Raw genomic sequence first — 13,048 nt, forward strand, 5'->3', positions numbered from 1 at the left:
AATGTGATGTTTCTCACATTTAAAATGTAACTCACTGTACGTTATTTCATGTGACGTGCGACAGATCGCATTTCCTGTGCGGCGTTTTGCTAAGATACGCCGCCATGAACAGACACATTTCTCTTGCATTAACGACCGGCCTGCTCTCCGCCCTCTGGGCGTGGGCCGCCGTGTCGCTGGGCCTGCCTTCCTGGGCGGGCTTTCTCGGCTGTACCGCCTGGTTTGCCAGCCCAAAAGGCGGCGTCACCGGTTTTCTTACCATCCTGTTTACGTTGTGCAGCGGCGTGCTGTGGGCGCAGGTCATCATCGCCGGAAGCGCCGTAGCGCCGGAACTCGCCTGGCTAAGCTACGCCATGACCGGCGTGGTGGCGTTTCTGATGTGCATCCAGGCGCGCCAGACGCTGCTTGGATTCGTGCCGGGAACATTTATCGGCGCCTGCGCGACGTTCGCCGGGCAGGGCGACTGGAAGAGCGTGTTGCCTGCGCTGATGCTGGGCCTATTGTTTGGTGTGGCGATGAAGTGCAGCGGGCAGTGGCTTGCCGCACGCACGGAGCCGAAAAACACGACGGTCGCTGAGTAAACCAAAACCCGCTTCGGCGGGTTTTTTGTTGTAGCTCGCCGTCACGCTGCCGCGCTCCGTTTTCCCTTCAGCGCTGTGAATCCTGATTAAGCGCGTTACCCATTCTCCATCCTTCACTTTTTTTTGCAGTAGCCTCTTCCCTGATCTGTAATTGTAATTTATATGTTAATAGTAAGTTAAAATAACAATACCTCAGGGGAACTATTATGATCTTTACGTCATTACGTATTGCCGTTATTAGCGCAGCACTTGTAGGTTTTTCGGGTTCAGCCCTGGCGCAGGCGGGCGGAACGATTACGTTTCATGGTGCGATTGTCGAAGAGGGCTGCGCGGTCACACACCAGACGGCGCGCATAGAGGTGTCCTGCGCGCGCGGCAATCAGATGCATCGTCAGACACTTTCGCTGCGCGCGTCAGGCGTGCGTGAAATCCATTCCGAATGGGTGCACAGCCGCCTCGATTACCTTAACCCCGCCCATACGCTCGGTATTCTGACATTAACCTACCGCTAAGCCGGTTTTGGCAGTAATCTCCCGGTGTGCTGTTCTACACTTTAGAGAACAGAAAATTGTCAGGAGAGAGGTATGTCCGGACGTATTAATGTGGTGCAGGGTGACATCACCCGCATCGGCACCGACGTCATCGTCAACGCCGCCAACCCTTCGCTGATGGGCGGCGGCGGGGTCGATGGCGCTATCCATCGTGCCGCTGGCCCTGCATTGCTGGCCGCGTGTAAAGTAGTGCGCCAGCAGCAGGGCGAATGTCAGCCAGGCCATGCGGTGATCACCGAAGCAGGCGATCTGGCGGCGAAAGCCGTCATCCATACCGTGGGGCCCATCTGGCGCGGCGGGCACGATAATGAACCGCAACTGCTGGCGGATGCGTATCGCAACAGCCTGGAGCTGGTGACGGCTAATGGGTATAACAGCGTGGCGTTCCCGGCCATCAGTACCGGCATCTACGGTTATCCCAAAGCGGCAGCGGCGCAAATCGCCTTCGAGACCGTTTCAGACTATCTCACCAGGCGCCCGCAACCGAAGCAGGTATACTTTGTCTGCTATGACGAAGAAAACTTCCTGCTTTACCAGCGGTTACTGGGACAATACGACGAACAGCCGGGCGCATAACACCCGGCTCGGACGCGCTATCGCGCCGACCACGGCCCAGCATCCTCACCACAGCGGTTTACATCCGCTCGATGACAGTCTCGACGCCTTCGCCGCCCGCTATCTGCTGGCGGAGATGGCGGAGCAGACTATCGACGTCCAGTACTATATCTGGGAAGACGATATGTCCGGGCGGCTGCTGTTCGGCGCGCTGCTGGCGGCGGCGCGACGCGGCGTGCGGGTGCGTATTCTGCTGGATGATAACAATACGGTGGGCATGGACAGCACGCTGCGCCTGCTAAACGCCCACCCGAATATCGAAATTCGCCTCTTTAATCCTTTCTCTTTCCGCACCCTGCGCGCGCTGGGCTATCTCACCGATTTCGCCAGGCTCAACCGCCGGATGCATAACAAAAGTTTCACGGTGGATGGCGAAGTGACGATTATCGGCGGGCGTAACGTCGGCGATGCCTATTTCGGCGCGGGCGAACAGCCGCTGTTCTCCGATCTCGACGTGCTGGCGGTTGGCCCGGTGGTGGCGGATGTCACGCAGGATTTCGAGCGCTACTGGCGCAGCCGGTCGGTCTCGACGCTGGATAATGTGCTGGATGTTGAGGCGGAAGAAATCGACGCCCGCGTCCAGTTGCCGCCGCACTGGAAGGACGATCCGGTGGCGCAGCGTTACCTTGAGCGCCTGGAGAGCACGCCATTTGCGAGCTATATCGAAACCCGCACATTGCCGCTGGTGTGGGCCAAAACGCGCCTGTTAAGCGACGATCCGCGCAAAGGGCAGGGGAGAGCGCGCAAACATACGCTCCTGCCGCAGCGCATGATGACGCACATCGGCGAGCCGAAAACGCAGTTCGACATTATCTCCTCTTATTTTGTCCCGACCCGCGGCGGCGTGGCGATGCTGCTGGCGCTGCGCCGTAAAGGCGTGAAAATCGCTATCCTGACCAATTCGCTGGCGGCGAATGATGTCGCGGTTGTGCATGCCGGTTACGCGCGCTGGCGTAAAAAATTGCTGCGTCACGGCGTGGAGCTTTACGAGCTGAAACCGACGCGTGACGCCGGGCGCGTGCCGCACGACCGCGGCCTGACCGGGAACTCGGGCTCCAGCCTGCATGCCAAAACGTTCAGCGTGGATAACAATCAGGTGTTTATCGGCTCGTTTAATTTCGATCCGCGCTCGGCGATGCTCAATACCGAAATGGGTTTTGTCATTGAAAGCGAAACGCTGGCGGGCGCGATTCATAAACGTTTTACGCGCACGCGGCGCGAGGCGGCCTGGGCGCTACGGCTCGACCGCTGGGGGCGCATCAACTGGATTGAAGAGAAAGATGGCGAGGAGATTATCTGGAAAAAGGAGCCGAAGACGCGGTTCTGGCAGCGCCTGCTGGTGCGCCTGGTGTACCGTCTGCCGGTTGAGTGGATGCTCTGAAGCCACGCGCCTTGCGGCGCGTGTCAGGATCACCCCGTCGCGGTTCCCGGCGACGGGGTTTTATTTTGCGGTTTGCCTGAGAAGAGAAACCGCAGCAGCGGAATGCGCAGATGCGCTTCATACAACACCACCGCAATCCCAATCACAAACACCAGTCCGGCGATAAAGCCCAGCGCGTTTGAGTGAATATGCGGCGTGATATACGCGCCGAAGAACAGCGTCAGCGGGTGGTGCACCAGATAGATAAACAGCGAGGCGTTAACGAAATAGGTGACGCGCGCCGATTTAAAATTCAGCAGACGATGGCCCAGCGAGAATACCACATTCACCATCCACAGCCCCATCAGCATGCTGATGACGTTGTCGGTTTCATACATCCAGGCGTCGCCGCTGCCATAACGCTGGTTCAGCAGATAGGCGACAAAGGCCGCCGCCGCGCCCAGCGCGCAGCCTGGCGAGAAGGTGGTAAAGCGGTTTTTCAGCGAGGCGTGTTTAAACGCCAGCGCGCCGAGAATAAAGAACGGTGAATAAAAGAGGGTTTGCATCACCACAAAATTAAACAGGCCGTCGCTTAATATCGGCGCGTAAACGATAAAAATAAGACGGCGGAGTGCGGCGAACGCGACCCCGAAAAGTAGAAACAGCGCTGAGAGTTTTCCTAATGTCAGGCGCTCCGCCAGCGCCGCGCTTTTTTCTTCCGGGGCGTTTTTTACCCATTGAAATATCAGCAAGCCGAGCGTCGTGAAAACCACCAGCACTAATAAAAACCATAAATGCGAGGTGAGTTCCCATACCAGCGTGTTGAATTTTTCATAGCCGGAAAGCGTCTGCCACGTTTCCGTGCGGCCTTTAACATATTGCAGCATCAAAAATTGCGGCAGCGTCAGCAGCGGAATGGCGGTCAGCATCGGAATGCCGACGCGCTCCACGCGCACCTTCCACCAGCGTTTGCGCGGGTAGCGCAGGAACAGCATGTAGGAGAAATACCCTGAAATAACAAAAAAAACCTGCATGCGGAAGGCGTGGATGAAATCGTTGAACAGCGTCAGGCCCACTGATGGGGTCAGGCTGTTGACATGCCACTGGTGCGTGGAATAAATCAGCGAAATATGAAACGGGATGCCAAGGAGCATCAACCATGCGCGTATGGAATCGAGAAAAAATTCTCTCTGTGTCGATGTCGTCATATCACTCCATAAAATCTCGGACTATTCGCCTTATCCCTCAGGCTGATTCTGTTTTAGATTCGGCCCCCACCCTACAGGAAGGCCGACACGCAGTCTCCAGGACAAATTCGCAAAGCGAAAATGGCGCGCATTCATTTGTTTAATCACTGAGCCGACGTGCTGAACAAAGCGGGGATTGTGTTGTCGGAAACCGCAAGTTTCCATTAAAATGGATCGGATTGATTTAAGCACACAAAGGGGGAAGTGCTTAGTTATATGAAACATAAAACACAGATGATGAAAATGGGTTGGCTGGGTGCAGCAGTAATGTTGTCACTTTATACCACTTCGGGTTGGGCCTTCACTATCGACGACGTCGCAAAACAGGCGAAATCCTTAGCGGGCAAGAGCTATGAAGCGCCGAAAAGCAACCTGCCCTCCGTTTTCCGCGACATGAAATACGCGGACTACCAACAGATCCAGTTCAATCACGACAAAGCCTACTGGAGCAAAATCAAAACCCCGTTCAAGCTTGAATTCTACCATCAGGGTATGTACTTCGACACGCCGGTTGCCCTTAACGAGGTGACGGCCAATACCGTTCGCAAAATTAAGTACAACCCGGATTATTTTAATTTCGGCAATGTGCAGCACGACAAAGACACCGTCAAAGACCTGGGCTTCGCCGGTTTCAAAGTGCTCTATCCGATCAACAATAAAGATAAAAACGACGAAATCGTCAGCATGCTCGGCGCGAGCTACTTCCGCGTGATCGGCCAGGGCCAGGTTTATGGGCTTTCCGCGCGCGGTCTGGCTATCGACACCGCGCTGCCGTCCGGCGAAGAGTTCCCGCGCTTTCGCGAGTTCTGGATTGAGCGTCCGAAACCGACCGACAAACGCCTGACGATTTACGCGCTGCTGGATTCTCCACGCGCAACCGGCGCCTATCGCTTCATCATCACCCCCGGTCGCGATACGGTTGTGGATGTGCAGTCGAAAGTTTACCTGCGCGATAAAGTGGGCAAACTGGGCGTCGCGCCGCTGACCAGTATGTTCCTGTTCGGGCCGAACCAGCCGTCGCCGGCCACCAACTACCGTCCGGAACTGCATGACTCCAACGGGCTCTCCCTGCACGCCGGTAATGGCGAGTGGATCTGGCGTCCGCTGAATAACCCGAAACACCTCGCCGTCAGCGCGTTCACCACCGAAAACCCGCAGGGCTTTGGTCTGCTGCAGCGCGGCCGCCAGTTCTCCCGCTTTGAAGATATCGACGACCGCTACGATCTGCGTCCGAGCGCGTGGGTCACCCCGCAAGGGCAGTGGGGCAAAGGTAAAATCGAGCTGGTGGAAATTCCGACCAACGACGAAACCAACGATAACATCGTGGCTTACTGGACGCCGGATCAACTGCCGGAGCCTGGCAAGGAGATGAATTTCAAATACACCATCACCTTTAGCCGCGACGAAGACAAACTGCACGCCCCGGAAAACGCATGGGTACTGCAGACGCGCCGCTCTACCGGCGACGTGAAACAGTCCAACCTCATCCGTCAGCCGGACGGCACCATCGCGTTTGTGGTGGATTACACCGGCGCCGAGATGCAAAAGCTGCCGGATAACACGCCGGTGACCGCGCAGGCGAGCATTGGCGATAACGGCGAGATCGTGGAAAACAGCGTGCGCTACAACCCGGTGACTAAAGGCTGGCGTATGACGCTGCGCGTGAAAATCAAAGACGCCAAGAAAACCACTGAAATGCGCGCTGCCCTGATGAATGGCGATCAGCCGCTGAGTGAAACCTGGAGCTATCAGCTACCTGCCAATGAATAAGTCTACTGAGTATATCGACCTGCTGCCGCTTTCCGATGCTGAGAAAGCGGCGCTGCCGACATCGGACATGCAGGCCCTTCATCAGGCGCTGGACGCTGAAGGACGCGTCTGGGCTCGCGAGGATGACTCCCCGCTGGGCTCGGTAAAAACGCGTCTGGAACAGCGCTGGTCAGACTCGCTCAAGGGCGATCAGCTGATCAAAGACGATGAAGGTCGCACCCAGATCCAGGCAATGCCAAAGGCAACGCGTTCCTCCATGTTCCCGGACCCGTGGCGCACCAACCCGATTGGGCGCTTCTGGGACCGTCTGCGCGGTCGCGAAGTGCTGCCGCGCTACATGGCGGGGCTGACAAAAGAAGAGCGCGCCGCGGAGCAGAAATGGCGTACGGTCGGCACCATCCGCCGTTACATCCTGCTGTTGCTGACGCTGTCTCAGACCGTCGTCGCCACCTGGTATATGAAGACCATTCTGCCGTATCAGGGTTGGGCGCTGATCAACCCGGCGGATATGATGGGCCAGGACTGGCTGGTGTCGCTGATGCAGCTGCTGCCGTATGTGCTGCAAAGCGGCATCCTTATCCTGTTTGCCATCCTGTTCTGCTGGGTGAGCGCCGGTTTCTGGACGGCGCTGATGGGCTTCTTGCAACTGCTTATCGGTAAAGATAAGTACAGCATCTCCGCCTCGACGGTGGGGGATGAGCCGATAAACCCTGAGCATCGCACCGCGCTTATCATGCCTATCTGTAACGAAGACGTGGATCGCGTCTTCGCGGGCCTGCGCGCGACCTGGGAGTCGGTGAAAGCCACCGGCCAGCAGGCGCACTTCGACGTCTATATCCTGAGCGACAGCTACAATCCGGATATCTGCGTCGCTGAGCAGAAAGCCTGGATGGAGCTGATTGCCGAAGTGCAGGGCGAGGGGCAGATTTTCTATCGCCGCCGTCGCCGCCGCGTGAAGCGTAAAAGCGGCAACATCGATGATTTCTGCCGCCGCTGGGGCAACCAGTACAGCTACATGGTGGTGCTGGACGCCGACTCCGTGATGACGGGCGACTGTCTGACCGGTCTGGTGCGTCTGATGGAAGCGAACCCGAACGCCGGGATCATCCAGTCGTCGCCGAAAGCCTCCGGCATGGACACGCTCTATGCGCGCTGCCAGCAATTCGCGACACGCGTTTATGGGCCGCTGTTTACCGCAGGCCTGCACTTCTGGCAGCTGGGCGAGTCGCACTACTGGGGCCACAACGCGATTATCCGTGTGAAGCCGTTTATCGAGCATTGTGCGCTGGCGCCGCTGCCGGGTGAAGGCTCTTTCGCAGGCTCTATCCTCTCCCACGACTTCGTGGAAGCGGCGCTGATGCGTCGTGCGGGCTGGGGCGTGTGGATTGCCTACGATCTGCCAGGCTCGTATGAAGAGCTGCCGCCGAACCTGCTGGATGAGCTCAAGCGCGACCGCCGCTGGTGTCACGGCAACCTGATGAACTTCCGTCTGTTCCTGGTGAAAGGGATGCACCCGGTTCACCGCGCAGTGTTCCTGACAGGCGTCATGTCTTACCTGTCAGCGCCGCTCTGGTTCCTGTTCCTGGCGCTGTCGACGGCCTTGCAGGTGGTACACGCGCTCACCGAGCCGCAATACTTCCTGCAACCGCGCCAGCTGTTCCCGGTGTGGCCGCAGTGGCGTCCTGAGCTTGCGATAGCGCTGTTCGCCTCCACCATGGTGCTGCTGTTCCTGCCGAAGCTGCTGAGCGTCATTCTTATCTGGTGTAAAGGCCCGAAAGAGTACGGCGGCTTTTTCCGCGTCACGCTCTCTCTGCTGCTGGAAGTGCTGTTCTCGGTACTGCTGGCGCCGGTGCGTATGCTCTTCCACACGGTGTTTGTGGTGAGCGCGTTCCTCGGCTGGGAAGTGGTCTGGAACTCGCCGCAGCGCGACGACGACTCTACTACGTGGAGCGAAGCGTTCCTGCGTCACGGCTCTCAGCTGCTGCTGGGTCTGGTGTGGGCGGTCGGCATGGCGTGGCTCGATCTGCGCTTCCTGTTCTGGCTGGCGCCTATCGTGTTCTCGCTGATCCTGTCGCCGTTCGTATCGGTGATTTCGAGCCGTGCGACCGTGGGCCTGCGCACTAAACGCTGGAAGCTGTTCCTGATCCCGGAAGAGTATTCGCCGCCGCAGGTGCTGGTGGATACCGACCGTTATCTGGTGCTCAACCGCAGCCGTTCGCTGGAAGATGGCTTTATGCACGCGGTGTTCCATCCGTCGTTTAACGCGCTGGCGACCGCCATGGCGACCGCGCGTCACCGCGCAAGCCATGTGCTGGAGATAGCCCGCGATCGTCACGTCGAGCAGGCGCTGAACGATACGCCGGAGAAACTCAACCGCGACCGCCGTCTGGTGCTGCTCAGCGACCCGGTCACGATGGCGCGTATGCATTATCGCGTCTGGGCGAACCCGCAGAGATACTCCTCCTGGGTAAGTCACTACGAGACGCTGAAGCTTAACCCACAGGCGTTAAGCACGCGCTAAGCGTGATGAAATGAAAATGCCGGCCACGAAGGCCGGCATTTTTTTACCCGTCTGACGGGCTGTTATACTGAATGTATTATGTTAAACGCGAGGTCGCACTTGAGAATTATCGCCGTTCTGCTTGCCGTCTGGATGCTCTGCGGATGTGGCAGCATCATCAGTCGCGCCGTGCCGGGGCAGGGGCATGGCAACCAGTACTACCCCGGCGTGCAGTGGGACGTGCGGGACAGGCCGTGGCGTTTCATCCTGATGCTCGACCTGCCGTTTTCGCTTATCTTCGATACCTTGCTTCTGCCGGTCGATATGCAACACGGCCCGTATGAGTAACGCTTAGCGGGTGGTATCCCACTCATCCGCCGCGGTGCGTCCTTCTTCGGTATCCAGCGGCGGCTCCAGCTGAAACTCGCCCTCATCCCACTCATGCAGGGTATTTTCTTCCTGCCACTCCTGGCGCAGTTCAATTTCATCGAAATCGCCGTCAAACACGCTCTGCGCGGCGTCGCCGGTCAACACGGTCAGGCAGTCGCCTTCGTCGGTTTCATCAGCGAAGAACTCCACCTGCCACATGATTTCCCCATCCTGCAGCACATACTTTTGCATATTGAACAGCCCGACAACCGCGTCCTCTTCCTCAATCCCCGGATTTGCGGCGAGGAACTCTTCGCGTGCTGCGTCAATGGCTTCTTCAAGCGTGGCGTACATAGTCATAGCTTACTCCCTGAACGGACATGGTTGTTTCAGGAAAGAATAGTCGAAGATTGCGATTTGCAAGAATGAATGGAAAAAATTCGCCAGAGGCGGTGCCCGCACGCGGCGCGCGGCGGGCAGTCAGGATTAATAACGTGACGGCACGCCTTCGGGGCGCGTTTTAAAGCGGCGGTGCAGCCACATATACTGATCCGGCGCCATCAGGATGCACTTCTCAATGATTTTATTCATCCAGGCGGCGGTCTCTTCGGCGCTGTCGATGGGCGGCGAGCATTCCGGCTCAAGCACAATCAGCTCGTAACCGCTGCCATCCGCTTTGCGGCGCGGTACGAACGGCACGATACTCGCTTTAGACATCTTCTCAAGCATCCAGGTGCCGGAGGTCGTGGCGGCCTTATCGACGGCGAATAACGGCACAAACACGCTGTTGCGCGGGCCGTAGTCATGATCCGGCGCATACCAGATGATCTCGCCGCCTTTCAGCGCCTTGATCATGCCTTTAAGATCCTTACGGTCGAGCATGGTTTTATTGGAGCGCAGGCGCCCCCAGGTTTGCAGCCAGTCGAGCAGTGGATTATCGTTCGGGCGATAAACCCCGATGCCCGGCGTATGCATCCCGAACATGCGCGCGCCCAGCTCCAGCGTCAGAAAATGCACGCCGATCAGCAAAATGCCTTTCTTTTGCGCCAGCAACGCTTTGACCGGTTCAAGACCGGATACTTCCGTCCAGCGCGCGATGCGCCAGTCAGGCCAGAACCAGGCCATGCCGGTTTCCATCAGCCCCATGCCGACTGATTCAAAGTTCTTTACCACCAGCACCTCTCGCTCGGCTTCGCTCATCTGTGGAAAGCAAAGCTCAAGATTGCGATGCGCGATGCGCGCGCGGCGTCTCATCAGCCGCAGCGCGAGGCGGCCCATCCCGCGGCCAAGCCGCCAGATAACCGGGTAGGGCAGCAGCACAACGAGATACAGCAGACCGATGCCAAGCCAGGTCAGCCAGTAGCGGGGGTGCAGCAGTGCGCGAGAAAATTGCGGTAAATGCGTCATGAAAATTCCATTAATTGCAGGCGAAGCCCTTTCACGGCCCGTATTGTGACATTTTTTTGCGAACGACCAAAATTCTGTGCCTTTCGCGCCGCGCCGCCTGTCTGAAGATAAATCATCGATAAGGAGTGGAAAATGTAGCGCAAAATGTAAGGATGTAAATTAACGGTAATTGCTATATCATGCCGGCCGTCATTTATTCCCCCACCGATAGCAGGAACGTACACCATGCCAGTGTTACACAACCGCATATCGAATGAGGAACTGAGGGCGCGCATGCTGGCCGAAACCGAGCCGCGCACCACCATCTCATTCTATAAATATTTCACCATCGACGATCCGAAAGCCACGCGCGACGCGCTCTGGCAGACACTCACTGCGCTGAATGTCTTTGGCCGTATTTATCTTGCTCATGAAGGCATCAACGCGCAAATCAGCGTGCCGGAAAGTCATGTCGAGGCGTTTCGCGCCGCGCTGTACGCCTTCCATCCGGCGCTCGATGGCGTGCGTCTGAACATTGCGCTGGATGACGACGGGAAATCTTTCTGGGTGCTGCGCATGAAAGTGCGTGACCGCATCGTGGCGGACGGCATTGACGATCCGACCTTTGACGCCAGCGACGTAGGCGACTATCTCAAGGCGGCGGAAGTCAACGCCATGCTTGACGATCCCGACGCGGTATTTATCGATATGCGTAACCACTATGAATATGAAGTGGGCCATTTCGAGAACGCGCTGGAGATCCCGGCGGATACGTTTCGCGAACAGCTGCCGAAAGCCGTCGAGATGATGGAAGAGTACAGAGACAAGAAAATCGTCATGTACTGCACCGGCGGCATCCGCTGTGAAAAAGCGAGCGCGTTCATGCGTCATAACGGTTTCCAGAAGGTCTGGCATATCGAGGGCGGCATCATTGAGTATGCGCGTAAAGCGCGCGAACAGGGGCTGCCGGTGCGCTTCGTCGGTAAAAACTTCGTGTTCGACGAGCGTATGGGCGAGCGTATCTCTGATGACGTGATCGCGCACTGTCACCAGTGCGGCGTGCCGTGCGACAGCCACACCAACTGTAAAAATGACGGTTGCCACCTGCTGTTTATTCAGTGCCCGGCCTGTGCGGATAAGTTTTCCGGTTGTTGCAGCGAGGTCTGCAAGGAAGAGATGTCGCTGCCGGAAGAGGAGCAGCGTCGCCGCCGCGCGGGGCGTGAGAACGGCAATAAAATCTTTAATAAATCCCGCGGACGTCTTAACACCACGCTTGGCATTCCGGACCCGGAATAACCCGCAGGTATAAAAAAACCGGTCAACTGACCGGTTTTTTTTCGTGCCGAAGCGCGATTACTTCTGCTTCACGCCTTCAACCGAGATAATCAGATCCACGTCCTGAGACGCCGGGCCGAGATCGGTCGTGATGTTAAAGTCTTTCAGCTTGATTTTACCTTCCGCTTCAAAGCCCGCGCGCTCGCCGCCCCACGGATCTTTACCCTGGCCCAACAGTTTGGCCTCCAGCGTCACCGGTTTGGTGACCCCGTTGAGGGTCAGGTCGCCGGTAATGTCCAGCTCATCGCCGTCTTTCTTCACGCTGGTGGAGGTGAAGGTGGCTTTCGGGAATTTCGCCACGTTCAGGAATTCCGCGCTGCGCAGATGTTTGTCGCGCTCGGCGTGGTTGGTGTCGACGCTGTTGGTGTTAATGGTGACGCTGACTTTGTCCGCCGCCGGATTTTTCTCATCAAACGTGAACGAGCCGTCGAAATCGCGGAACGTACCGTACAACCAGCTGTAACCCAGGTGCTGGATACGGAAGTTAACAAAGGCGTGCTGGCCTTCTTTATCGATTTTGTAATCGGCGGCAACGGCTGAGCCGGTAGTGAACAGCAGGGCACCCAGAGTGACCCCCAGCAGGCTTTTCTTCATATTTCGCTCCATGGTTAGTGTGACGCTTTCCCGAGCATCCGCTTCAGGGTGACGTCTTTATCGACAAAATGGTGTTTCAGCGCGGCGGCGGCGTGCGCGACCGAGAGCAGCACAACGCTCCAGGCGAGCCACAGGTGAATATCGCCCGCGAGATCCGCCTGCTCGCCTGCGCCGCTGACGAGAGCCGGCACCTCAAACAGCCCGAAGACGGAAATCGGTTTGCCTTCGGCGGTTGAGATCAGATAGCCGCTGATAAGAATGGTAAACAGGATCAGATACAGCATGACATGCACCGCGACGGCGCTGTAATGCGTCAGTCGGGAATAGCTGGCCAGCGGCGGAGGCGGCGGCGAGATAAAACGCCAGACCACGCGCACCAGCAGGAAGACAAACAGAATAATGCCAATACTTTTGTGAATTTCCGGCGCCTGGTGATACCAGACATCGTAATACCCGAGCGATACCATCCACAGCCCGAGCGCAAACATGCCATAAACCGTCAGCGCCATCAGCCAGTGAAGCAGTACCGAGAAATGTCCATATCGAGTTGGTGAGTTACGCCACTGCATGGTTATGCATCCGTCAATAAGAATGACTCAAACAGTGGCGTGTAGAGGAACGAAAAGCAAACCAAAAAAACAAAACAAATCATTCAAATATTTTGAATGCGAGAAAATCTTGTATAAAAAACGTTAATTGATTGCTGATGCCGCTATAGCACTGGCGAATATCGACTTGCG

General features: G+C 57.1%; 13 protein-coding genes. 8 read left to right on the plus strand and 5 right to left on the minus strand.

Annotated features, from left to right (window positions below):
* The first annotated feature begins 104 nt into the window (after positions 1-104).
* From AACV31_RS22670 to AACV31_RS22685, 4 genes are all read left to right on the plus strand, one after another.
* Positions 105-581 carry a DUF1097 domain-containing protein gene (locus AACV31_RS22670; RefSeq protein ID WP_105537342.1) on the plus strand — a complete coding sequence of 159 codons (477 nt, stop codon included), beginning with the start codon at positions 105-107 and terminating at the stop codon, positions 579-581.
* 206 nt (positions 582-787) lie between these two features.
* Positions 788-1,093 (plus strand): type 1 fimbrial protein, encoded by a 306-nt coding sequence (locus AACV31_RS22675; protein ID WP_165156184.1) that lies wholly within the window; start codon positions 788-790, stop codon positions 1,091-1,093.
* 72 nt (positions 1,094-1,165) lie between these two features.
* The gene (ymdB, locus tag AACV31_RS22680) at positions 1,166-1,708 is read left to right on the plus strand and encodes an O-acetyl-ADP-ribose deacetylase (protein WP_165156182.1); all 543 of its coding nucleotides are present in this window, start codon (positions 1,166-1,168) and stop codon (positions 1,706-1,708) included.
* The gene (locus AACV31_RS22685; protein WP_255491313.1) at positions 1,641-3,128 is read left to right on the plus strand and encodes a phospholipase D family protein; all 1,488 of its coding nucleotides are present in this window, start codon (positions 1,641-1,643) and stop codon (positions 3,126-3,128) included. Before ymdB ends, AACV31_RS22685 begins: the two co-directional genes overlap by 68 nt.
* A 29-nt stretch (positions 3,129-3,157) precedes the next feature.
* Here the strand turns inward: AACV31_RS22685 and mdoC are convergent, their stop codons facing one another.
* Positions 3,158-4,315: a glucans biosynthesis protein MdoC gene (gene mdoC, locus AACV31_RS22690; RefSeq protein ID WP_165156180.1), complete on the minus strand. Its 1,158-nt coding sequence runs from the start codon at positions 4,313-4,315 to the stop codon at positions 3,158-3,160.
* Between the two features lie 273 nt (positions 4,316-4,588).
* On the opposite strand from mdoC, the gene mdoG reads away from it, so the two are divergent.
* The 3 genes from mdoG (at position 4,589) to AACV31_RS22705 (ending at position 8,972) form a co-directional block, all read left to right on the plus strand.
* Positions 4,589-6,124: a glucans biosynthesis protein MdoG gene (gene mdoG / locus AACV31_RS22695; RefSeq protein WP_085958890.1), complete on the plus strand. Its 1,536-nt coding sequence runs from the start codon at positions 4,589-4,591 to the stop codon at positions 6,122-6,124.
* On the plus strand, positions 6,117-8,645 hold the full coding sequence (gene mdoH / locus AACV31_RS22700; protein WP_165156178.1) for a glucans biosynthesis glucosyltransferase MdoH: 2,529 nt from the start codon (positions 6,117-6,119) through the stop codon (positions 8,643-8,645). Before mdoG ends, mdoH begins: the two co-directional genes overlap by 8 nt.
* A gap of 78 nt (positions 8,646-8,723) precedes the next feature.
* Positions 8,724-8,972: a YceK/YidQ family lipoprotein gene (locus AACV31_RS22705; protein WP_370458113.1), complete on the plus strand. Its 249-nt coding sequence runs from the start codon at positions 8,724-8,726 to the stop codon at positions 8,970-8,972.
* Positions 8,973-8,975: 3 nt separating this feature from the next.
* Here AACV31_RS22705 and AACV31_RS22710 read toward each other — a convergent pair whose 3' ends face one another.
* Positions 8,976-9,353 (minus strand): MysB family protein, encoded by a 378-nt coding sequence (locus tag AACV31_RS22710; protein WP_015740818.1) that lies wholly within the window; start codon positions 9,351-9,353, stop codon positions 8,976-8,978.
* Between the two features lie 126 nt (positions 9,354-9,479).
* Complete coding sequence (locus tag AACV31_RS22715; RefSeq protein ID WP_105537347.1) at positions 9,480-10,400, minus strand: Kdo(2)-lipid IV(A) acyltransferase; 921 nt, start codon at positions 10,398-10,400, stop codon at positions 9,480-9,482.
* A gap of 225 nt (positions 10,401-10,625) precedes the next feature.
* Between AACV31_RS22715 and trhO the strand changes: the two genes are divergently transcribed.
* On the plus strand, positions 10,626-11,675 hold the full coding sequence (gene trhO, locus AACV31_RS22720; RefSeq protein ID WP_165156176.1) for an oxygen-dependent tRNA uridine(34) hydroxylase TrhO: 1,050 nt from the start codon (positions 10,626-10,628) through the stop codon (positions 11,673-11,675).
* A 57-nt stretch (positions 11,676-11,732) separates the two neighbouring features.
* On the opposite strand, the gene AACV31_RS22725 is transcribed toward trhO, so the two are convergent.
* Both AACV31_RS22725 and AACV31_RS22730 read right to left on the minus strand, forming a co-directional pair.
* Entirely contained in the window at positions 11,733-12,308 is a 576-nt protein-coding gene (locus tag AACV31_RS22725) for a YceI family protein (RefSeq protein ID WP_007866757.1), read from the minus strand.
* A 14-nt stretch (positions 12,309-12,322) separates the two neighbouring features.
* Positions 12,323-12,877: a cytochrome b gene (locus AACV31_RS22730; protein ID WP_007769367.1), complete on the minus strand. Its 555-nt coding sequence runs from the start codon at positions 12,875-12,877 to the stop codon at positions 12,323-12,325.
* Positions 12,878-13,048 lie beyond the last annotated feature (171 nt).

It is taken from the genome of Cronobacter sp. EKM101R (assembly GCF_963888145.1).
GTDB lineage: Bacteria > Pseudomonadota > Gammaproteobacteria > Enterobacterales > Enterobacteriaceae > Cronobacter > Cronobacter turicensis.

Coding starts and splice junctions, on each gene's coding strand:
- AACV31_RS22730 (WP_007769367.1), bottom strand. CDS start 12,877: ATGCAGTGGCGTAACTCACCAACTCGATATGGACATTTCTCGGTACTG.
- AACV31_RS22670 (WP_105537342.1), top strand. CDS start 105: ATGAACAGACACATTTCTCTTGCATTAACGACCGGCCTGCTCTCCGCC.
- AACV31_RS22675 (WP_165156184.1), top strand. CDS start 788: ATGATCTTTACGTCATTACGTATTGCCGTTATTAGCGCAGCACTTGTA.
- AACV31_RS22705 (WP_370458113.1), top strand. CDS start 8,724: ATGTTAAACGCGAGGTCGCACTTGAGAATTATCGCCGTTCTGCTTGCC.
- mdoC (WP_165156180.1), bottom strand. CDS start 4,315: ATGACGACATCGACACAGAGAGAATTTTTTCTCGATTCCATACGCGCA.
- ymdB (WP_165156182.1), top strand. CDS start 1,166: ATGTCCGGACGTATTAATGTGGTGCAGGGTGACATCACCCGCATCGGC.
- AACV31_RS22725 (WP_007866757.1), bottom strand. CDS start 12,308: ATGAAGAAAAGCCTGCTGGGGGTCACTCTGGGTGCCCTGCTGTTCACT.
- trhO (WP_165156176.1), top strand. CDS start 10,626: ATGCCAGTGTTACACAACCGCATATCGAATGAGGAACTGAGGGCGCGC.
- mdoH (WP_165156178.1), top strand. CDS start 6,117: ATGAATAAGTCTACTGAGTATATCGACCTGCTGCCGCTTTCCGATGCT.
- mdoG (WP_085958890.1), top strand. CDS start 4,589: ATGATGAAAATGGGTTGGCTGGGTGCAGCAGTAATGTTGTCACTTTAT.
- AACV31_RS22710 (WP_015740818.1), bottom strand. CDS start 9,353: ATGACTATGTACGCCACGCTTGAAGAAGCCATTGACGCAGCACGCGAA.
- AACV31_RS22715 (WP_105537347.1), bottom strand. CDS start 10,400: ATGACGCATTTACCGCAATTTTCTCGCGCACTGCTGCACCCCCGCTAC.
- AACV31_RS22685 (WP_255491313.1), top strand. CDS start 1,641: ATGACGAAGAAAACTTCCTGCTTTACCAGCGGTTACTGGGACAATACG.